Origin of the sequence: Niallia sp. Man26 (genome assembly GCF_022049065.2) — a bacterium.
In the GTDB taxonomy this organism is placed as follows: domain Bacteria; phylum Bacillota; class Bacilli; order Bacillales; family Cytobacillaceae; genus Niallia.
In genome coordinates, this window is the sequence record NZ_CP095743.1 from 911582 (window position 1) to 932782 (window position 21201).

Genomic DNA, 21201 nt, shown 5'->3' on the forward strand with positions numbered 1-21201 from the left:
TAAGATGAAGTAGGCAAAAAAACCTGCTGTATATTATGTATTAGGAGGTGACTTTAACTTTATGAGGAAAAAAACAGCAAGAAAAGCTTCACCTCTCTTGTTTCAGCATACTCCTTTTCCTGCTGAAAACATGCAAAGCACATTCTCTGCTCGTAAAGCGCAAACACGTAAGCGAAGAGAGGAAATAGAAAACGCAGCATTGCAGGCTGCTAAAACTAAAACAGAAAAACAAACCGATAAAGAGCATATCGGTATGATTGAGTCTCCAGGGGCTGTTCGGGATAAAATACATGACTACAATGTAGAGCAGGCGGAACAACAAGAAAGCCAAGAACGGAAACCTGCATTCCGCAGGCTGAAAAGCTTTAGGGAGATGGGGATAGAGGAAAGGCTGACATATCTTTTTAACTTTCCGAAACAGCTTCCTCCTGTTGCATGTATCCTAACGGTTGAAGAAAACCAGCAAATAAGAGGATTTATAACTGGCAAAGATGACAAGAAAGTGTCAGTAAAGTTGATGGATGGCGAGGAAATCTCCCTTTTTACGAAGAAAATTACAGATGTTAGAATGGTCGGTATTTAAGCATCGGCTCAGGAAAAAAACGCACTGTTAAAAGTGCGTTTTTTTTTGCACTTATGTAGCTTTCTTTAGTCTAGGGAATTAAAGAAAAGGGAGCCAGCACCTATTACCAGTAATAATAGGGAATAGGCAACAAGAGCAATTTGCGTAGAATGATTTGCTTTGTGGAAAATCTTTATCAACACTCTCACCTCCGAAGTAAGATAAGATGAAGTTTCCTATATTGCAAAAAAAATAAACAACCAGCCATATAAAATGACTGGTTGTAGGGTGTAAATTACGCTTATATTAATCACAGATGTCTAAATCAACGTCAGCAATGCATTGTACGGCACAGAAGCATTTCAAGTCAACTGTAATGCAGTCGCTTGTGCGACGGAATCCATCCACTTCACAGACTTTGCCAAGGTCAATGCCTTTTGGTCCTGTGATATCAAGTGTTTCTCTGCCAGAGTGAGTGTTAGTAATTGGTGCAAGCACTCTCAATACTGCACAGCAGTTGTCAAACACATCTTCTACGCGGAAGAAGATAGACACACATGCACAGTCATCTCCTCTGAAGAAAGCATGGAAAGGTGATCCGTCAGCTGTTTTTAGAACAAATACACGAGTATCTGCTTTACTGCGTTTTGTTGGGGAAACAAGTGAACCTAGTGGCTCAGAAAAGCAGTTTGTTTCACATTCGCAGTTGTCTTCTGCACTATCTTGAATATCTTTAATGGCGCGAACCACTTCGCAAACACAGCTAGAAGTACCGAAAACATCATCTTTTTTTCCACAACCCATAATTGATTTCCTCCTTGTTTGTTTCTTTCTTTGTGATACTACACTACTAACATATTGCCAAAGACCGTTATGGGTTACGGACAAACGCCTTTTTTCTTGAAATTTAGGCATATGCCCAAATTTCCAAGTGTGTTTAGATGTCTGTCATGAAAATAGGCACTGAAAGACTGCTTTCTTCATATTAGTGTGTGTATAGAGGAGGGTAATAAAAGTGAATATAGAGTGGATAGAACTGCTGCTGTTAGTGTTAGCCACATTTCGCCTGACTAGATTATTAGTGTTTGACCGCATAACGGAATTCCTTCGCATGTTAGTGCTTGATGAAAAGCTTGAAAAAAATGAAAATGGTGAAGATGAGATATATTATGTTCCAAAGGACGGTTTGGTTAGAGGCTTTTTAGGGGAATTGATTAGCTGTTATTGGTGTACTGGAGTTTGGTCAACTGGCTTTCTTGTCCTATTGTATTATTTCCTTCCAAGCATTTGCACACCAGTTGTACTGATACTTGCCATTGCAGGGGCTGCTTCTATAATCGAGGCTATCGTGCAGAAATTGACGGAATAACATTGAAATTCATTTTCTATATTTAGGCTAGTTGTTTACACATAGACAAAAAGAGCCTCATACAATATGGTAGACATATTCTAATGTCATTCTAAAAAAACGGGAGTGCTTGTAATGATGAAAAAACTGACAAAAAAAGAAGAAGCACCTGCTGCTATTTCCCGGAAAAAAAAGGTGAAAAAGAAAGGCTGCGGCTGTGGGAAAAAAGTTAAAACAAATGGCTAAAAGCCAAGAAAGAAGAGCGGATCTGCCGTTCTTTTTTTTGTCTTTACAAAAATTGGGGCTGTATGCTTCCTTTTTTTTTTCATAAAAAACAGTAAAAACGAAAAAAATAAACAAAGGAAAAACATACATCTTTTACATAGGAAGGGACAAATATGACACATCAAAAACGTTTTTTTGTATTTTTTATTTTCATGTGCTTTCTTCTGGCCGGTTGTGAAGAATCATCTCCTTCCAGCCGGACCGCTTTATTCAAAAGGGTTGATCCTGCTCCATTAACAGTTACCAAAAATCCAGATCAGCTTGAACAAATATTAGTGCGTCAAGTAAAAGATGAAGCAAGTTCGGTTAAATCCATCTATGACGTAGCGGTGATTAAAGGCCAAAAGGAAATTCTGGTTGCTTATAAAGTAAAGCATATGTCCAGGTTTAGAATGAAGGGCATTGAGAGTGACTTGAACAAAATCTTAAGTGATAAGTTTCCCGACCATACATTCACTGTATCAAGTGACTATAAGATATTTCTAGAAGCGATAAGGCTTGGGGATAAGATGAAGAATGCCGATTACAGTGAAAAAAATGCGGATAAGCGGCTTAAGCAAATAATCAATCTCACCAATGAACTAACATAAGGAGAAGGTATTAATGGCGAAGAAAAAGAAAACACCACAGCAAAAACAGTATGAACAATTAGAGAAAAAATACGAAACGAAAAGACCAGTAGTAAAGAACTGCATAAAGGCTTTTTTTGTCGGAGGCTTTATTTGTATGCTCGGACAGCTGCTGTCTTTTATGTATATTTATTTTTTCCACTTTACAGAGCAAACTTCCGGAAACCCTACAAGTGCCACAATCATATTCCTGTCTATGCTGCTCACCGGATTTGGCATTTATGACCGGCTTGGCCAGTTTGCCGGAGCTGGAAGTGCAGTGCCGGTTTCAGGGTTCGGGAACAGCATTATTTCTGCGGCAATAGAGCATCGGACCGAAGGCTTTGTATTAGGTGTAGGAGGAAATATCTTCAAATTAGCAGGCTCCGTTATTTTATTTGGTGTCTTTGCTGCCTTTGTTGTTGCTTTAATTAAAACGCTTATTCTAATGGCCAGGGGGGTTATGTAATTGCTTAAAGGAAAACAGTCATGGCTTTTTGACAATCATCCTGTCATACAGTCTACAGGTGTAGCAGGCGGTCCATTTGAAGGGAACGGAAACTTAGCGAAGGATTTTGATATTTTGCATGAAGACTTATGGATGGGCAAGACATCTTATGAGCAAGCGCATAGAGTGCTTTTGGAGGAAGCAACAGAGACTGCTTTAAAAAAAAGCGGACTGTCTGCAGAGGATGCCCAATTTTTTATTGCAGGCGACCTTATCAATCAAATCACACCAACCAGCTTTGCTGCCCGTGACCTGAAAGTGCCTTATTTCGGCTTGTTTGGCGCTTGTTCTACCTCGATGGAGGGGCTGGCAATGTCTTCTTTTATAATCAACTACAAAGGTGCTAAGAATATCCTTACAGGTGCTTCGAGCCATAACGCAGCTGTTGAAAAGCAGTTCCGCTATCCAACAGAATATGGCGGTCAAAAGCCGCCGACAGCACAATGGACTGTCACAGGCGCAGGCGTTGCTTTGTTAACAGAAAATGACGGAACGCATGAAAATTGCCCGTACACGACGTCAGCAACAATAGGAAGAGTAATGGATATGGGTTTAATTGATCCATTTAATATGGGCGGGGCAATGGCTCCAGCTGCTGCTGATACTATTTGTGCCCATTTCAATGACTTAGGTGTTGATGCATCTCATTATGATTTAATTGTTACTGGTGATTTGGGTAAAATTGGCAGAGATTCTGCACTCGCACTTCTTGAGGAAAAAGGAATTCATATTGATAAAAATAAATTTAATGACTGCGGTTTACTTATCTATAAAGCTGATCAGCCAGTCCAATCAGGCGCTAGCGGTCCTGGATGTTCTGCGACTGTATTATACGGTCACTTGTTGAACGAAATGAAAAGAGGTGTTTATAAGCGGATACTTGTCGTGGCGACAGGTGCATTGTTATCTCCGCTTACGGTTCAGCAGGGAGAATCTATTCCATGTATTGCTCATGCAGTATCAATCGAAATATAGAAGGGAGGAAATTGAGTATGCTGCCAATGTTTTTTTGGGCATTTGTAATAGGAGGCTTGATTTGTGTAATTGGCCAGCTAATGTTTGATGTGGCCAAGCGTACACCAGCACATACTTTAACGACTTTAGTTGTGGCAGGTGCTATATTAGATGGACTAGGTCTGTATGAGCCGTTTGCCGACTTTGCCGGTGCTGGTGCAACTATTCCTATTACGAGCTTCGGTAACGCACTGGTTCATGGTGCTATGCAAGAAGCAGAGACACATGGGTTAATTGGGGTACTCACAGGAATGTTTGAGGTTACCAGCTCAGGAATTTCAGCCGCAATCGTCTTCGGTTTTATTGGCGCTTTAATTTTTAAACCAAAGGGTTAAGAATTCTTCCGTTTCATCCGCTAATAGTCAATCGTACAAATTCACATAGCTTAGGAGCTTGCCTATACACAATACCTCAATTTCCATATGCTATTAAAGAATAAAGGAGAAGTGAGGTGAAGGTGTATGTGTTTCGGCGGATATGGATATGGAGGCGGCGGCTATAGCGGCGGCGGTTATGGTTCTTCATTTGCTTTGATCGTTGTACTTTTCATTCTATTGATTATTGTTGGAGCTAGCTTCTACGCTTAATAATTAGTAAATGAACGAAAGGATAGGCTTTCCATGGGAAAGCCTATCCTTTTTAATTTTTTTAACTGAAAATTTTCACCTTTTACTTTTACCTACATACTATGTAAAGTAGCTCAAGAAGGAGGAAATACAGGTATGAATAACAACTTCTTTAAGAATATAGAATCAAAAACAGGTGTGAATATGAAAGACATTTTTGACCTGGCTAATTCATTACAAAATGCAAACTTCAAAGATGAAAACACAGTAAGAGGGGTCATTCGCCGAGTATCCCAAATCGCTGGCAAACCTGTTCCTAAAGAAACAGAGGACAAAATTGTTCAATCCATTGTTAAGGATGGGAAACAGCTTGATTTCAACACACTATCCAAGATGATTAATAAAAAGTGATTTGGCGGGTAACCTCTTGTCTAAAGGTTACCCTTTTATTCTTTATTCTTGTGTATTGGTGCCAGTCTTAAAGCAGATAAGAACCGGGATGCTTTTGCTTTTCTTCCCCTCAAGTGCATCGGAATGGATACATACAGCTCTGCCATTGATCTTGTCATCGCAACATATAATAGTCGCCTTTCTTCTTCCATAGGCAGATTGTCGCCATTTCGGAAGGCTTCCAATGCATAATCGTGAGGAAGGGAACCGTCAACACCGCCTAGAATATAGACGATTTTATATTCAAGTCCTTTGGCACGATGAATGGTTGTCAGGCTGATTGCATTTTTTGTATCTTTATATTGTTTTTTCAGTTCTGCGTTCATGGCAATCATATGGTCTGTATAGGCAACAAATTCAGCAATGGTGCCAAACTTTTTAGCGACAACTTTAAGATCTCGAAGATCGTCAGAGCCTTTATCCCATTGATTTCCTTCATTTCCCCGTTTTTTAATGAACTCTTGGAAGCCGAGTTCTTTTTCAATAAAGGCAATGGCCTCTAAAGGGGGAGTTGATTTTAGTTTTTTCAGAGCGTCTGGAATTTTTTTTAGTCTCGATTCCTGAAAGGCAAATCCGGTTTTAATTTTTGCGAATCCGTCAGCCAGGCTGCAATCTTCCAAAATACTTAATGCTTTTAAGTCTTGAAGCACACTTTTCTTGAGAAATAATGTCGGCAGCAAACTGTTAACAGCATGCTGATCATCTGGGTCAACAGCAAGCTTTAAGTAAGCAATCATGCTTTTGACGATAAAGCGGCTGTAAAAGGAACCAGAATCCTGCTCGAGTCTAAATGGAAGACTTGAGGAAGACAGTCTTTCAAACATTGCCCTGCTGTTTGTATTAGTTCTAAACAGAATGGCGAAGTCCGTCGGTTCTGCCCCTTTTTGAATTTTTTCTAATATGTCTGTGACTATCATTGTTGCTTCTTCCTCTTCATCATAAGGATAGAAGAGGAGGGGATTTTGTCCAGTATAGGTCGCAGCCATTTTTTTGGGACGTCTGTTTTTGTTTGCTTTTATAATATCATTTGCTGATGATACAATTTCATTAGTAGAGCGGTAATTATTCTTCAGATAAATAATTTTGGCGTTTTTAAAGTCCTTTTCATAATCCAGCAGGTATTTCGGGTCACTGCCTCGAAATGCATAAATAGCCTGATCATCATCTCCAACTGCATAAATACTTTTCGCTCGTTGGGACATCAATTTTATCCATTCATACTGGACTTTATTAATGTCTTGAAATTCGTCTAGCAGGAAATAGGAAAATCTGTTTTGGTATGTTTCAAGTATTTTAGGATTTTCAAGGAAAAAGTAATATCCGCCGACAAGCATATCGTCAAAATCATATTGGCCTTTGTTATGCTTTGTCTCTTCATATTTTTTGTAAAGTGGCAATACCTTCTCTTCCCAATCAGAAGCAGGCTTAATTTCATTTGGAAATTGCAAAGAATTCTTCCATGCTCCAATCAATTGAAGGGCAGCATCATATGGGAATTCTTTCATATCAATTCCTAATTCTGTGCCAATTTCTTTTAGGATTAATTCTTTCTGCCAGTTGCTGCTCAGCAAATTGGTCCTTTTCCATTTATTTGGTTCGTGAAAAAGGAGTATTTGATACAGGATACTGTGGAAGGTCCCTGAAACAATCCGGCTGATTACCGTTTTGGTCATGTCAGGATACTTCATAAGCCGTTCTTTCATTTCTAATGCAGCTTTGCTCGTAAATGTTACTAGCATGATGGAGGCAGGATCAATTTTCTTCTCATGGATGAGATAGGCAGTTCTCGCCGTCAGAACTCGTGTTTTTCCGCTTCCGGCACCTGCAACAACCAATACTGCTTCCTCATCTGTTGTGACGGCATTGCATTGGGATTCATCAAGCTTGACGCCACTAAGGGAAAGAGCATGAAGATAACTGTCTGGCGCGTTATAATCAGGTCTGCTCACCTTAGCAGCAGTATCTGTAACAGTTTGGATGATTTTAGGCTGTTTAAAGCTAATTTCTTCAATCGGTGTTGAAATGCTTCGAGATTTAGGAAAACGAAATCCGTTTCTTTCTTCATATTCAACAGCAGCAGCTGCTTCACTGACAGCTGGAGTAATATTTTGCTGGCAAGGCTCTGAAGTGGAAGCATGGTAAAAATGCGGTTTTGCTTTAATACCCAAATAAAGCTTTACAGCCTCACCGCAGACTGAGCAAGCAAGAAGGCCTTTTTTTCCAGCTTCATGCCAAGTCTGCCAGTCGCTTCTCGTATCAGCATATAAATGTATCAATCTATCATAATAGTAGGCTGTTTCCATAGTTAAACCTCATTTTCATACAATACTTCTTTTTTTAACGTACTTATTATCATAGCAAAATAAAAGAGTATATAAAAGGGAAGAAGGAAGTTTAACAAAACCATTAATTGGGTATGGATAAAAAAATCAAGTAGGAGGCAATTCGTATGGGTTATATTCTTCCAGTAAATAACTATCAATATGAACAGTATGTTAGACAGGATATCGCGCAAAAAATTAGACCTGTTAAGAGCCAAAAGGTTTTTGCACCTGCTGTTATTTCCAATACATATGAGAGATTTGACCAGCCCTATTCTGCACATAATAAAGAGGCTTCCAAAAGGAGAATGGAAGATGCGGAGAAGCTCATTGCCGAACTGACAGGAAAAGGTCGGCAATTCAACAAGCTTGTCTAATTAATAGCTTTGAACATATAAAGGAGCATCTTCCTGCCATTCAGCATACAACACTGTTTTAGGAGAATGAATTCCTATTTGAGCTAATTCTGCGTTTAGCTTTTTTTCATCCCAGCCGACAGTAGTCAAATTTTCCTCGATGATTTCTCCATCTAGTATGAGACTTAAAGGCAGAGTGCTGTCTTGGACATTCAGCTGCATTTCTGTCCGGGAGGGACTTGTATATGCCTGTTTTTTAATCGTGTTAACCGTTCCATCTGTTTCTAAAATAGCATAATGGCATTCTTGGATGGAGAAAATATCCTTGGAACGGAGAAGATGCTGAAGCTGGTTCAAATCGAGATGGTTTTTCTTCAGTTCATCATAATCTATCTTTCCTTTTTGGATGATGATAGATGGCTTTCCTTCAAGTAAGCTGCGTGAGCTCCGGAACTTTTGTGTCAAAAATTCTGTCAGGAAGATTAAAAAACCCCAAATAATGACAGCATATAATATTTCCTTTATGCCTGTATTGTCATCATACATTGCGTTTCCGACTAATTCCCCAATAACTAGCACACAAACAAAATCGAACGTTGTTACTTGGGTTATAACGGTTTTACCGAGTATTTTAGTAAAGAGAAGAAGTGCAATAAATCCAAAAACAAGCTCTGAACCAATATGCAGGAAATCCATAAGTTTATCATCCTTTCTCCTCCGTTATTCTAGACAAGAACAATAGAAAATAAACAAAGGGGAATGTCGGCTGACATTCCCCTAAAAATTTGTAAGTTCTCTTATTCATTATTACCGAGACGGAAAGTCTCAAATACAGTCCAAGAGCCGTTTTCCAACTCATACAAGAGATGAAAGCGGTCCGTACTTTCCTCATGGCTGAAACTGCGCATTCTTAAGCTGCTGTATAGATCGAGATGCTCATCGTTAGACAGCTGCTGCCCAAGTGTTACGTGAGGAATGAAAGGATGCTCCTCGGGCACACCGATTGTGTTAATGATTTCCGTATGTAGATCCTCTAAATCGGAATTTTGTTCGATCTTTAAATAAATAACATTATTAACAGGCTGAAATGTGCTTATTTTCAAAACTTTAATCGCGATGGAATGGTAATGGCTCGCCACCTTTTGCAACTTGGCACTGATTGTCTTAATTTCATCATTGTCTGCGTTGAATTCGCCTACTAGCGTGATGTGAGGCGGTACTAAAGCGTATTTCGGATCATAGCGTTTACGGTAAGAATTAGCTAAATCTTGCAGCTCTTTTCCTGGAAAAATAGCGATGCCATATTTCATGGTTGAAACCCCCATTTCTTCTCTTCAATAATGTATATTCCTTAAGACAGGTATTCATTGCCTTACAAGCAGTTTTGCAGTATCTGTAAGATATTATAACAAATTTATAAATTGATGTTCAAAAATATCTGTTTTTTCATTATTTTCATATATAAAAAATTGTTCTAACTGCTATACATATGTAACAGAATAGTCCTCAAATAAGGCTGCCAATATTTCCATGTATGATTTCCTTCGTATTCTTCGTAATGATAATCGGCATTAGATTCGTGCAGCAGTGTAGCCAAGTTCCGGTTTGGTTCAAGGAAGTCCTCGATTGTGTTGCTGGACGTTTTAACTGCTGTTTCCTCGCTTCCTATTATATGGAATATTTCGAGAAGATGAAAGGTCTGAAAGGCGTTTACTTCAGATAACACTTCCTCGTTAACATATGGAGACTGAAGCATCACTTTGCCGAATGTATGTGGATATTTCAAGGCTGCTCTAAGCGAAACGGTTGCTCCAAGGGAATCACCGATAAGTCCTCTGCCGAGCCCCATTTGGTATGTCGGAAATTCACTATCCAAAAACGGGACAAGCTCATGTGCGAGAAAGCGGATATAGCTTTGTGATTTTTCGCCATCTGGGTGATATTTTGACCTTCTGTCTGCAACATCCGCATATGGAATACCAACGATTATTGTTCCTTCTATGTCGTTATTCAACTGCAGTTCATCTGCAGTTCTGCCAATCCTGCCAAGCTGGAAATAATCTTTCCCATCTTGGGCAATCAAAAGCTGGTATTTATATAAATCAGAATAGTTTGGTGGTAAATAGACGAGCAGCTGAATTTCTTCATTCAAAGCATTGCTGTAAAACATGATTTCTTTAATTGTCCCTTGAGTAGACATAATATGCTCCTCCATTTTTTATTATTATTTACGTTTAGTTTAGCATAAAATCCCTTTTCCTTGCAGATTCTCCGTTTATTTTCATAAACTGCTAATTCACTATATATTGTGTACATTCGGTGAACAAACCTACTATATGTTGATGTTTTTAGAGACGGTTATTTATAATGAGGAAGAATTGAGTGTAGAGGGAGAGAAGGAAATGGGTACATATGAAAAATTAATGAATGAATTTGCTGATATAACAACAGGGGAGCGCATAGACCTTATCCAAGAAAATGCCAACATGGACGGTGTTTCTCCGATGAGCCATATGATGCATTTTGCTTCTGCTTCAACAAAGCATTTTACAATCGAACAACTTTTGTCAGAAGAAGCGAAAAATGCGTATTTAAGCGGTTATATCCATATTCATGATTTAGACTTTTATGCGTCAGGAACGGCTACATGCTGCCAAATCCCAGTCGGCAAGATTTTAAAAGAAGGCTTTAATACGGGCCATGGATATATGAGAGAACCGAAGAGCATTATGAGCGCCATGGCGCTGACATCAATAATCCTGCAGGCAAACCAAAACCAGCAGCACGGGGGACAAGCAGTGCCTTTGTTTGATTATGACTTGGCTCCATATATCAAGAAATCCTATATGCGCCATAAAAACCGACTTGAAGGGCTTTTTTCAAGTGTCAAGCAAAGGGATGAAATTGCCTGGAAATGGACAGAGGAAGAAACCTATCAGGCATGTGAAGCGTTTGTGCATAATTGTAATAGCATGCATTCAAGAGGAGGGGGGCAGACACCGTTTGTCTCTGTTAATCTCGGTACCGACATATCAGTGGAAGGAAGATTGCTTACAAAAAGCTTGCTGCTTGCTGTAAAGGCAGGATTAGGGAAAGGGGAGACGCCAATTTTTCCAATTATCGTCTTTAAAGTAAAGGAAGGTATCAATTTCAGCAAGGAAGATATAAACTATGATCTTTTTCAGCTTGCAATCGAGACAACAAGCAAAAGATTGTTTCCGAATTTTCTTTTTCTGGACGCACCGTTTAACAAAGAACATTATGACGGCACACCAGAGTCAGAAGCAGCAACAATGGGCTGCAGAACGAGAGTGATGGGTAATATTCATGGGTCAGCCAGCTGTATTGGCAGGGGAAATCTGTCTTTCACAAGCCTTAACCTACCCCTTATCGCACTGGAATCCAACACTGTTGAGGATTTTTTTACACGCTTGGACAGTTATATACATATTGCCATTGAGCAATTGTATGATCGTTACGAGTATCAAGGGAATAAAAAGGCAGCAAACTTCAAATTTTTGTTCACTCAAGGAGTTTGGAAAGGAGGGGAGGCGCTTAGCCCTGAAGATAATCTTGAAGAAATCTGGAAACAGGGCACGCTGTCTCTTGGGTTTGTAGGCCTTGCTGAAGCTCTGGTTGCCTTAACAGGCTTTCATCACGGAGAATCAGAAGAGGCTTATAAGCTTGGGTTGAAAATTGTTGCTCATATGAGAAAAAGAACAGATGAAGCAACGAAAGCTAAGCAAATGAACTATTCTCTTATCGCCACTCCAGCTGAATCGTTTGCAGGCAAAGCGCAAAGAGAAGTCAGAAAAAAATACGGAATCATAAAGAGGATTACTGACCGGCCTTATTTCACAAATAGCTTTCATATCCCCGTTCATTACAAAATTATGGCAATTGATAAAATTGAAAAGGAAGCGCCATTCCACCCGTTGACGAACGGAGGCCACATCACTTATTTAGAATTGGATGGGGATGCAAGCAAAAACCTTATAGCAATGGAGCAGATTGTCCGGGCAATGAAGGAGGCCGGCATTGGATATGGAAGCATTAATCATCCTGTCGATCGGTGTCTTGCTTGCGGGTATAAAGGGGTTATAAATAACAGCTGCCCTAGCTGCAATATTGCGGGAGAGGAGAATTTTGAGCGTATCCGGAGAATTACAGGCTATCTCGTCGGGTCACTAGATAAATGGAACTCAGCTAAACGGTCGGAAGAGAAGGACCGAGTGAAGCATAGATGAGAGTGCTAAATATTATACAAGACAGCATTGTAGACGGCCCGGGACTGAGAAGCACTGTTTTTTTTGCCGGCTGTCCTCATCGATGCAAGGGGTGCCATAACCCGAACAGCTGGAACAGAAGAGGCGGTACAGAGATGGAAGCTGCTGATATTTTTAATATATTGATGGCCAATCCCTTTAATGATGTCACCTTCAGCGGCGGGGAGCCTTTTTATCAGAATCATCATGAGCTCCTCACACTTGCATCAGAACTGAAAAGGAATGGAAAAAATATTTGGTGTTATACTGGATATAAATGGGAACAATTAATTAGCTGCGCAAGCAGCAAAGCCGTTTGCGAATATTTAGATGTTATTGTAGATGGCCCGTTTATTATGGAGAAGAGAGATTTAAATCTGCAGTTTATGGGAAGCAGCAACCAGAGACTGATTGCTGTTTCCCGCAGCTTGGCAGCGCAAGAACCCATTCTTTTTGAATGATAAAAAAGGCATGTGCTTTTCGCACATGCCTTTTAGCTTCTATATTTACGCTCTTAAATTTGGAGATAACGGCTTTTCTTCTTTGTCTTTCATGATGTACTTTCGCAAGATTGGCAGCACCCATCTGTCTAGGCCATAGTAGCCTGCATTTGCGCCAGCAAACATAATGATCATTCCCATGAGTATATCTGTTGGGTTATGAGAAATCGTACCTGCGAGAATGAAAGAGAAATTCATCACAACTCCAAAGAATGTAGCTGCAGTTGTCAGACAGCCAAGAATTAAGCCTAACCCTACCAGCAATTCGCCAATCGGAATTAATACGTTAAATAGTCCAACATTAGGAAGTGCAAATCCTTCTATAAAGCTCGTATACCAGCCGTAAACGGCACCGTCAGGACCTGTGACAGGATTTTTAATCGCATTTGTTAAAAATCCGCTTGCATCAAAGCCCTCGCCAGTCAGTTTTCCGAAGCCGGATTTAAACCAAGAATATCCAAGGAATAAACGAATAACAGTTAAAACAATGGCAGCAATCTTATTTTCTCTAATAAAGGCATTAATCATAGTTTTCATCCTTCCTTTATTTCAATATTTCTTACAAGTTAAATATAGCAAAAAAAGAGGGAAGAAAATGATTATTGTGAAATAGTTCACAAAGAAGCCAAGATATTGTGTCTGATATTTGAACATTTATTAAAGAGTGTGTCAGAAATCACTGTAATGTGATTAAGGAGAAGCTCCCAGTTACGAAGGGAGCTTTACTCGATGCTTGGTTTTATTACAGAAGCTGTTGTATTTCTATTGATGATTAGCAATAATTGCTCTGCCATATAGCTTGAGCTGTATTTAAAACCGCCTTTAATCCATTCAACGAGCAGACCAAAGAGGGCGTAGGCAGAATAACTAGCAGCTAGTTCTTTGTCTATGGGGGAGTCCGCTACAGGTGTATGAAAATCTTGGAGCGATAATTCCTTTAGAATTTCACACAGTCTATACTGGAAACTATGCAGCAATTCTGCATGGATAATCAGCTTATAAAAGTTTGCGTTTTTTTGGACATGGTCGAACAATTTAATGGCATTTGCCGTCAGTTTACTTACTTCAAAGATTTCGGAATTTTTATAAGGCTCCCGGTAAGAAGCAACCAAATCAGTAATAATGTCATCAATAATTTCATTCAGCAAATCTTCCCTATAAGTATAATGCTTATAGAAGGTGCCGCGATTCAAGTCTGCTAGCTGGACGATATCTGTTATGGTTATTTCCTTAAAGCTTTTTTCCTGCATAAGGGAAAGAAATGCTTCTTTTAGTGCTCGTTTTGATTTAATCACTCGCCTATCAAGGTATTCATTTTTATTAGACATATTCCACCTCTAATGTTCATCAAAAAGGATTTGGCAGCAGAAAGCCTGCGATTTGTTGACTAATAGACAAATTCCACTTTATTTGCTGATTGTCCTTCATCGTTTAGTGTCATTATACTATAAGTGTAGTAAAAATTCGCAGTGTTGAAAGCGTATTCTAACAGTTTATATATGGGGGTATCTTAATGAGACTTGAAAACAAGGTTGCAATCGTAACAGGTGCTGGTTCTGGTATGGGAAAACAAATTGCTCTTCTTTATGCAAAGGAAGGAGCAAATGTGGCTGTATCAGACATTAATTTGGATGCAGCAAATGCAACAGTAGAAGAAATAAAAGCAAATGGCGGCAATGCATTCGCAGTATCAGCGAACGTGGCAAAAGAAGAGGACATACAAAATCTTATAGATACAACAGTGCAAAACTATGGAACGCTCGATATTCTTGTTAATAATGCTGGAATTATGGATAATTTTGAACCTGCAGGCGATATTTTGGACGAGAATTGGGAAAGAGTATTTGCCGTCAATACAACAAGTGTTATGAGAGCAACACGGAAGGCGCTGCCGATTTTCTTGGAAAAAGAGAGCGGTGTGATTATCAATGTAGCTTCAGCTGGAGGCTTGCAAGGAGCAAGGGCAGGTGCTGCTTATACAGCTTCTAAGCATGCTGTTGTCGGCTTCACTAAAAACACTGGCTTCATGTATGCCCAAAAGGGAATTCGCTGCAATGCAATAGCTCCAGGAGGCGTGGAGACTAATATCAGTGCTTCAATGACAAATGTTAACCCATTTGGAATGGGCAGAGTACAACCGGGGCTAGGTGTAAACCCTCGTATCGGCAAGGCGGAAGAAGTCGCAACTGTTGCTCTATTCCTCGCATCAGATGAATCAAGCTTTGTTAATGGAACAGTGATCACTGCAGATGCAGGGTGGACAGCATTTTAATAAAAACAGGCGTACCAGAAGGTACGCCTGTTTTCTTAGATTAAAGTACTTTGTTTAAGAAGTCTTTAGTCCGTTCGTTTTGCGGATTACCGAAGATCTCCTGTGGAGTGCCTTGTTCGACAATATAACCGCCATCCATAAATATAACTCTGTCTGCTACTTCTCTTGCAAATCCCATTTCATGTGTCACGATAACCATAGTCATGCCTTCTTGTGCCAATTGCTTAATAACATTGAGCACTTCTCCAACCATTTCAGGGTCAAGGGCACTTGTTGGTTCATCAAACAGCATAATATCTGGATTCATTGCAAGCGCACGGGCGATAGCCACCCTTTGTTTTTGACCGCCAGATAACTTCGCTGGGTTTTCTGGAGCCTTATCCTTTAATCCAACACGATCTAAAAGCTGAAGGGCTTTTTCTTTTGCTTCTGCCTTGGTTGCTTTCTTTAATTCGACAGGAGCAAGTGTAATATTCTCCAGAACACTCAAGTTTGGAAAGAGGTTAAAGTGCTGGAAAACCATTCCGATATTTTCTCTTACCTTGTTAATATCAGTGTTTTTATCTGTCAGCTTTTGGTCGTTAACAACAACTTCTCCGCTTGTTACTTCCTCCAGCATATTCAAACAGCGCAGCAAGGTACTTTTTCCAGAACCAGAAGGACCGATAAGGCAAACGACTTCACCTTCTTGGACCTGCACATCAATCGATTTTAAAACTTCAAGGTTTCCATATGATTTTTTCAGATTGGTCACTTTAAGCTTTGCCATTTTTAATCCTTCTTTCTAAAACATTTGATACTTTAGTTAGTATTGTAATAACAATTAAGTAAATCACGCCGACGATAATCCACATTTGGAATGATTCCAGATTTCTTGCAATGATGATTTTACCGCTTTGTGTCAATTCGTTTATGCCAATAATAGACAGAATCGATGTATCTTTCAGTGTTATGACAAACTGGTTAATAAATGCCGGAATCATCAATTGAATAGCTTGTGGAAGAACTACCTTCATCATAGCTTTTCCATAAGGAAGTCCTAAACTGCGGGCAGCTTCCATTTGGCCTTTATCTACAGATTGAATACCGCCTCTGACGATTTCAGCCATGTAAGCACCAGCATTTAAGCTTAATGTAATGAGACCTGCAACAAATGCAGTGATTCGGAAATCAAATGCAGCCGGTATACCAAAGTAAATGAAGAATACTTGGACAATCAATGGTGTTCCACGGAAAATATCAATATAAATCATTGCAATAGTGCTTAAAACTTTACTTTTTGCAATTCGCATTAAGCCAAAGACAATTCCCACTATTGTTGCAATAATTAAAGAAACAACAGTAAGGATTAATGTCATTTTTAATCCTGTCATCAAGCTTGGCATGCTTTCTTTTAGAAGTCCGAAAAATCCAGTGTCTTCTGCAGCAGCAGTGTCAGAGCCTGTTTCCAAGTATTTATCCATGATTTTCTGGTATTCACCAGATGCTTTTAAGTTTGCAAGTCCTGCGTTAAACATTTCTAAAAGTTCCGTGTTTTGGCCTTTTGAAACAGCAAATCCGTAAGAAGCGCCTGCTTCTTTTTCAGTCACTGTTTTTAAGCCATTGCCTTGTTTAATTCCATATGCTAATACAGGGTAGTCATCAAATACAGCAACGGAATTTCCTGTTTTTACATCTTCGTACATATTTGCAGAGTCATCAAAAGTAACAATATTAAAGCCGTATTCGTCTTTAATGCTTTCAGCGAAGCTTGCACCTTCCGTTCCTGTTTTTACAGCGACCTTTTTGCCTTTTAGGTCATCGTAGGAAGTAACAGTGTCATTATCTTTACTAACAGCCATGATGATTCCAGAATCAAAATATGGATCAGAGAAATCAAATTTCTGTTTTCTTTCATCGGTAATGCTCATTCCCGCAATAACTGCGTCAACTTGCTTTGATTCTAATGCCTGAACAGCAGCATTAAACCCAAGCGGTTTAATTTCGTATTTAAAGCCTTGGTCTTTTGCAATTGCTGCAACAAGGTCCATATCAATTCCAACGAATTCACCACTCGTATCTTGGAATTCAAATGGAGCAAAAGTAATATCTGTAGCAATCTGATATGTTTTTTCTGCAGCCTTCACATTTGTTAGTGGAGAAAGCATGCTTAAGGTAGTCAGTAAAACTACAAAGAACAAAATTAACTTTGGAAATCTTTGTTTTATCTTCATTCATATAGCTCCTTTTGTACTTTTTCTGTGTTGGGAAATTAGGATAAATAAATCCTTTTTAATAAACATTTGTTTGTATGTAAGATAATCTGACATAAAACATAATTAAAATCATACTAAATAAACGCAAAATTGTACAGATATGATTTTTAATTGAGTATAATTTACCTTTTTATTAATAATTGCATTAGTTCTTTCATACAGCTTGTTTTCTGATATGAAAGAGGTTTCATACCTAGCGATGAAGAAGGTGACGGCAAAATTTCTTCCATGATAGTTTTTTTTGTTTGGCGTTTGCTTGATAAAAGAAATGCTTTTTCTAAGTCGTTTTATTTTTTCTTACAATGGTGTATCTAATGCCTGTAATTGAAAAAAATTTTCTATAGCTTTTTAAAGAGGGAAGGGGAATGGGGGTGGATGCTTAAAAGCGTACATGTTTATGCACGCTTTTAAGATAGGTTTACTTAAATTGATTGTCTGGGTGAAGATTGTTTTGCATGAGTTCTTGTACTTTGTTGATTTGATCTGTTGAGGCAATCTCTGTTTTGTACCAGCCTTTGTCATCCATGATTGAAAAGAGCTCGTATTGGTTGGAGCTGGCATTGGCATAGGCTCCTTCGTAAATCTCTCGCAGTCCTTGATGCTTTGTCTCGAGTATAACGTTATTGATGCTATGGCAGCGGCCTTTTTCAAGCTCCAAACAAAGCTGGAGCAATTCCCGGTCTGTCAGTCCGCGTCCTTCGATATTGTTTGGCATAAGATCATTCCTTTCCCATAAGCTATTGAATATTTTGCGTCCTGTTAAAATATTGGGATAGGTCGGCAATCTTTAACTGGTGCTTTTCTGCCATTGCTTCCAATATGTTTTTTAATGTTTCATCCTCACATTGTGTTGCACACCAATTTAATGTTTTAGCGGTAATTGCTTCTGCACGTATCTCATCCTCAATAAATGCCAGTTCCTTCATTGTTAGTTCGGTCAAAGCTTACTTCACCTCCCACAACCATATATGCTTAGTATTGTTTCGGTACAGCTGTTTTATCCTTGTTTGCAGATAATGGCTGTTTATTACGAAGATATTCGGATTTAATAACATGCTCTTACGCTATATGAGCCATAATATAGGCATCGATCCGATTACGATAGAAGGGGCTTATTTAAATTAGATTTGTTTATGCTATAATAGTATTAGAACCAAGTACTAAAACTAGGTGTAATATTATGAATACGACTTGTCGAACTAGGGGGACAATATGGAAGATTTATTAAAGCTAAAAGGCAAAAATATCGTCATTATGGGCGTTGCAAATGAACGGAGTCTAGCTTGGGGTGTGGCTAAATCATTATTTAAAGCAGGTGCAAATCTGATATTTACATACCGTCTTGACCGCTCTCTTGCTAAGTTGAACAAATTGCTGGCAGATAACAGCTATAATGCCGATTTGATTGTGCAATGTGATGTTAATAGTGATGAAAGCACAAAAAATGCCTTCCAGGAAATTGGGGAAAAGGTTGGCGTGATCCATGGAATCGTCCACTCTGTTGCGTTTGCTCATTCGGAAGATTTAAAGGGAGATTTCATTAATACTTCAAGAGAAGGATATGCATTTGCACAGGATACTAGCAGCTATTCATTAGTTGCTGTTGCAAGGGAAGCGAAGCCCTTCATGACAGAAGGCGGATCTATCACGACAATGAGCTATCTAGGAGCAGAACGTGCTGTAGGCGGATATAATGTGATGGGTGTTGCTAAAGCAGCACTAGAATCTTCTGTGAGATACTTGGCATTAGACATGGGTAAAGATAATATCCGCGTTAATGCAATCTCTGCTGGAGCAATCCGCACACTCGCTGCTAAAGGTGTCGGTTCATTTAATGAAATTCTTCATAAGATTGAAGATACTGCGCCATTGAAACGGAATGTAACACAGGACGAAGTTGGTGACATGACATTAGCTATGATCAGTGAGCTGTCCAGAGGGGTTACAGGCGAGATCATTTATGTAGATTCAGGCTATAACATTCTAGGGTAATATAAAGCAAAAAAACGAGGCTATGATATAGCCTCGTTTTTTATTATTTAGATTTTGTTCTAGGCGTTGATCTTCTAATGAAAAATGCTAAAAGAAGAGCTAGTGCCGAGATACCTGTAGCAACGATAAAGGCATCGTTAATTCCGTCAATTGTCGCTTGCTGAACTGCTTTCCCATAAATAGAGGATACAGCCAGTGCCTGACCAGAGCTTGTCGGAATGCCAGCTAATGCTGCAAAGCCTTGACCAAGCTGTGCCATTTTTTCGGCGATAAATGGATTATCACTTGTAATAATATTGCTGTAATTAGCAGTATGGTATGTGGATCTGTTTGTCATTACGGTAACAAGGAATGCTGTCCCAATACTTCCTGCAACTGTTCTTGCAGTATTAGAAGCAGCTGTACCATGACTTGTTAAATGCATAGGCAGCTGATTCATTCCTTCTGTCATAACTGTCATCATGATAAACGACATTCCGAACATGCGGAAAATATAAAGCATCATGATATGTGCATAAGTTGTTTGCATCGTCAATTGGGTAAAGCCCCATGTTGTCAAAACAGTAATGACAAGTCCAATAACTGCGAGCGGTCTTGCCCCGAAGCGGTCAAACAGCTTACCGGCAATCGGCGACATGATACCCATCACGATAGCACCTGGGAGCATTAATAGGCCAGAATCCAATGCTGTAAAGCCGCGGATGTTTTGCAGGTAAACAGGGAGCAAGATCATCCCAGCAAACATTGCCATATTAACAACCATGCTTACTACTGTAGTTAAAGCATAAATATCATATTTAAATACTCTTAAATCAAGCATCGGTACATCTGTTGTGAATTCACGCCATACGAATAGAACTAAGAACACAATCCCGATGAAAAGAGATAAGACAACTACACTGCTGTCCCAGCCATCGTTTCCAGCTTCACTGAAACCGTACAGTAAGAAGCCCAACCCGATAGAGGAAGTAATAAAGCCCCAAAGGTCAAATTTAGGATTTGTACGCGGTGTAACATCTCTCATCCAAATGGAGGCGATAATTAAATCGATAATACCAAAAGGAATGACTAGATCGAAAAGCACCCTCCAAGAATAGTGTCCGATAAGCCAACCTGAAAGTGTCGGTCCGATTGCAGGGGCAAAGATCATGGCAACACCCATGATACCCATTGCAGTTCCTCGTTTTTCAGGAGGGAAAATAGTTAAGAATGTTGTCATTAGAAGCGGCATAATGACACCTGCTCCGGCTGCCTGAATAACGCGTCCAACCATCAGCATGCTGAATCCGGTGGAGACAGAACAAACTAATGACCCTATCGTAAAGGCACTCATTGCAAGGATTAATAGTTTCCTTGTACCAAGCTTGCTGATTAAAAACGGAGTAATTGGAATGAATATACCGTTTGTCAGCATATAGCCTGTTGTCAGCCACTGCACAGTGCTTGTTGATACATTCAAGTCGTTCATAATATGCGGGATGGCAACATTCAATAATGTTTGGTTCAAAATCGCAACGAATGCGCCGAGCATAACTGCAGCAATAATTTTGCCTTTACTGCCTTCAAAATCAACCTTCGCTTTTTCTTTTACTGTTTTTTCTACTTCAGGTATTTCTTCTTCGCCAGGTTTTTCGGCATCATCTACATCTACGACATACTCTAGGCTTGGCTCTGTAATCGCAGATTTTGCTAATGTATCATTTATGGCATCATCCATCGGACTCTCTTCAGCGATGGAGCTGGTTTGCAATGTTTCTTTATTAAGGATTGGTTCATCCTTTTCATAATTTTTTGCCGGTTTTGGCTTCCTGCTTTGTTTCCTAATCAGGTAATTGATGGTGAGGAGCAATATAATGCTGATCACTGCATAACTTGCGATATATATCGTCATCGTCATCA

Annotated in this window: 25 protein-coding genes; 13 read left to right on the forward strand and 12 right to left on the reverse strand. The window is 39.4% G+C overall.

Annotated features, from left to right (window positions below; all coding sequences use genetic code 11):
* The first annotated feature begins 61 nt into the window (after positions 1 to 61).
* The gene (locus L8T27_RS04710) at positions 62 to 583 is read left to right on the forward strand and encodes a CotO family spore coat protein (protein WP_233316741.1); all 522 of its coding nucleotides are present in this window, start codon (positions 62 to 64) and stop codon (positions 581 to 583) included.
* A 285-nt stretch (positions 584 to 868) separates the two neighbouring features.
* Here L8T27_RS04710 and L8T27_RS04715 read toward each other — a convergent pair whose 3' ends face one another.
* Positions 869 to 1366, reverse strand: a complete 498-nt coding sequence (locus L8T27_RS04715) for a CotY/CotZ family spore coat protein (RefSeq protein ID WP_233316742.1) — start codon at positions 1364 to 1366, stop codon at positions 869 to 871.
* A gap of 211 nt (positions 1367 to 1577) precedes the next feature.
* On the opposite strand from L8T27_RS04715, the gene L8T27_RS04720 reads away from it, so the two are divergent.
* The 7 genes from L8T27_RS04720 to spoVIF all read left to right on the forward strand — a co-directional run bounded on the left by L8T27_RS04720 (position 1578) and on the right by spoVIF (position 5302).
* Complete coding sequence (locus L8T27_RS04720) at positions 1578 to 1931, forward strand: DUF1360 domain-containing protein (RefSeq protein WP_237940967.1); 354 nt, start codon at positions 1578 to 1580, stop codon at positions 1929 to 1931.
* Positions 1932 to 2308: 377 nt separating this feature from the next.
* On the forward strand, positions 2309 to 2785 hold the full coding sequence (locus tag L8T27_RS04725) for a sporulation protein (protein ID WP_233316744.1): 477 nt from the start codon (positions 2309 to 2311) through the stop codon (positions 2783 to 2785).
* Between the two features lie 13 nt (positions 2786 to 2798).
* Positions 2799 to 3272: a stage V sporulation protein AC gene (gene spoVAC, locus L8T27_RS04730; RefSeq protein WP_233316745.1), complete on the forward strand. Its 474-nt coding sequence runs from the start codon at positions 2799 to 2801 to the stop codon at positions 3270 to 3272.
* Positions 3273 to 4286, forward strand: coding sequence for a stage V sporulation protein AD (gene spoVAD, locus L8T27_RS04735; protein ID WP_237940969.1), 1014 nt, complete (start codon positions 3273 to 3275; stop codon positions 4284 to 4286).
* Positions 4287 to 4303: 17 nt separating this feature from the next.
* Complete coding sequence (gene spoVAE, locus L8T27_RS04740) at positions 4304 to 4660, forward strand: stage V sporulation protein AE (protein WP_233316747.1); 357 nt, start codon at positions 4304 to 4306, stop codon at positions 4658 to 4660.
* 126 nt (positions 4661 to 4786) lie between these two features.
* Positions 4787 to 4912, forward strand: coding sequence for a YjcZ family sporulation protein (locus L8T27_RS04745; protein ID WP_233316748.1), 126 nt, complete (start codon positions 4787 to 4789; stop codon positions 4910 to 4912).
* Positions 4913 to 5047: 135 nt separating this feature from the next.
* Positions 5048 to 5302 carry a sporulation-specific transcription regulator SpoVIF gene (spoVIF, locus tag L8T27_RS04750; RefSeq protein WP_233316749.1) on the forward strand — a complete coding sequence of 85 codons (255 nt, stop codon included), beginning with the start codon at positions 5048 to 5050 and terminating at the stop codon, positions 5300 to 5302.
* A gap of 35 nt (positions 5303 to 5337) precedes the next feature.
* On the opposite strand, the gene L8T27_RS04755 is transcribed toward spoVIF, so the two are convergent.
* Entirely contained in the window at positions 5338 to 7644 is a 2307-nt protein-coding gene (locus tag L8T27_RS04755) for a UvrD-helicase domain-containing protein (protein WP_237940972.1), read from the reverse strand.
* Between the two features lie 146 nt (positions 7645 to 7790).
* Between L8T27_RS04755 and L8T27_RS04760 the strand changes: the two genes are divergently transcribed.
* Positions 7791 to 8039 (forward strand): hypothetical protein, encoded by a 249-nt coding sequence (locus tag L8T27_RS04760; RefSeq protein WP_233316751.1) that lies wholly within the window; start codon positions 7791 to 7793, stop codon positions 8037 to 8039.
* Here the strand turns inward: L8T27_RS04760 and L8T27_RS04765 are convergent, their stop codons facing one another.
* From L8T27_RS04765 to L8T27_RS04775, 3 genes are all read right to left on the reverse strand, one after another.
* Positions 8040 to 8714, reverse strand: a complete 675-nt coding sequence (locus L8T27_RS04765; RefSeq protein WP_237940974.1) for a DUF421 domain-containing protein — start codon at positions 8712 to 8714, stop codon at positions 8040 to 8042.
* A 101-nt stretch (positions 8715 to 8815) separates the two neighbouring features.
* Entirely contained in the window at positions 8816 to 9328 is a 513-nt protein-coding gene (locus L8T27_RS04770) for a 2'-5' RNA ligase family protein (protein WP_233316753.1), read from the reverse strand.
* 164 nt (positions 9329 to 9492) lie between these two features.
* Positions 9493 to 10218, reverse strand: coding sequence for an alpha/beta hydrolase (locus tag L8T27_RS04775; protein ID WP_233316754.1), 726 nt, complete (start codon positions 10216 to 10218; stop codon positions 9493 to 9495).
* Positions 10219 to 10420: 202 nt separating this feature from the next.
* Here L8T27_RS04775 and L8T27_RS04780 point away from each other — a divergent pair, with 202 nt between their 5' ends.
* Both L8T27_RS04780 and nrdG read left to right on the forward strand, forming a co-directional pair.
* On the forward strand, positions 10421 to 12265 hold the full coding sequence (locus L8T27_RS04780; RefSeq protein WP_237942249.1) for an anaerobic ribonucleoside triphosphate reductase: 1845 nt from the start codon (positions 10421 to 10423) through the stop codon (positions 12263 to 12265).
* Entirely contained in the window at positions 12262 to 12744 is a 483-nt protein-coding gene (gene nrdG, locus L8T27_RS04785) for an anaerobic ribonucleoside-triphosphate reductase activating protein (RefSeq protein WP_233316756.1), read from the forward strand. Before L8T27_RS04780 ends, nrdG begins: the two co-directional genes overlap by 4 nt.
* A 45-nt stretch (positions 12745 to 12789) precedes the next feature.
* On the opposite strand, the gene L8T27_RS04790 is transcribed toward nrdG, so the two are convergent.
* Together L8T27_RS04790 and L8T27_RS04795 are read right to left on the reverse strand one after the other, a co-directional pair.
* Complete coding sequence (locus L8T27_RS04790; RefSeq protein WP_233316757.1) at positions 12790 to 13311, reverse strand: DoxX family membrane protein; 522 nt, start codon at positions 13309 to 13311, stop codon at positions 12790 to 12792.
* 194 nt (positions 13312 to 13505) lie between these two features.
* A complete protein-coding gene (locus tag L8T27_RS04795) occupies positions 13506 to 14111 on the reverse strand; it encodes a TetR/AcrR family transcriptional regulator (RefSeq protein WP_237940976.1) in 606 nt (201 codons plus the stop codon).
* A 185-nt stretch (positions 14112 to 14296) separates the two neighbouring features.
* On the opposite strand from L8T27_RS04795, the gene L8T27_RS04800 reads away from it, so the two are divergent.
* Complete coding sequence (locus tag L8T27_RS04800; protein ID WP_233316759.1) at positions 14297 to 15055, forward strand: SDR family oxidoreductase; 759 nt, start codon at positions 14297 to 14299, stop codon at positions 15053 to 15055.
* 40 nt (positions 15056 to 15095) lie between these two features.
* Here L8T27_RS04800 and L8T27_RS04805 read toward each other — a convergent pair whose 3' ends face one another.
* The 4 genes from L8T27_RS04805 to L8T27_RS04820 all read right to left on the reverse strand — a co-directional run bounded on the left by L8T27_RS04805 (position 15096) and on the right by L8T27_RS04820 (position 18251).
* Entirely contained in the window at positions 15096 to 15824 is a 729-nt protein-coding gene (locus tag L8T27_RS04805; protein WP_233316760.1) for an amino acid ABC transporter ATP-binding protein, read from the reverse strand.
* Entirely contained in the window at positions 15811 to 17268 is a 1458-nt protein-coding gene (locus tag L8T27_RS04810; protein WP_481858858.1) for an amino acid ABC transporter substrate-binding protein/permease, read from the reverse strand. Before L8T27_RS04810 ends, L8T27_RS04805 begins: the two co-directional genes overlap by 14 nt.
* A gap of 460 nt (positions 17269 to 17728) precedes the next feature.
* A complete protein-coding gene (locus L8T27_RS04815) occupies positions 17729 to 18025 on the reverse strand; it encodes a spore coat protein (RefSeq protein WP_237940978.1) in 297 nt (98 codons plus the stop codon).
* Positions 18026 to 18047: 22 nt separating this feature from the next.
* Positions 18048 to 18251, reverse strand: a complete 204-nt coding sequence (locus L8T27_RS04820) for a hypothetical protein (protein ID WP_233316762.1) — start codon at positions 18249 to 18251, stop codon at positions 18048 to 18050.
* Between the two features lie 271 nt (positions 18252 to 18522).
* Between L8T27_RS04820 and fabI the strand changes: the two genes are divergently transcribed.
* Entirely contained in the window at positions 18523 to 19302 is a 780-nt protein-coding gene (fabI, locus tag L8T27_RS04825; RefSeq protein ID WP_233316763.1) for an enoyl-ACP reductase FabI, read from the forward strand.
* A gap of 43 nt (positions 19303 to 19345) precedes the next feature.
* On the opposite strand, the gene L8T27_RS04830 is transcribed toward fabI, so the two are convergent.
* The gene (locus L8T27_RS04830; RefSeq protein ID WP_282581421.1) at positions 19346 to 21193 is read right to left on the reverse strand and encodes a DHA2 family efflux MFS transporter permease subunit; all 1848 of its coding nucleotides are present in this window, start codon (positions 21191 to 21193) and stop codon (positions 19346 to 19348) included.
* Between the last annotated feature and the right edge of the window lie 8 nt (positions 21194 to 21201).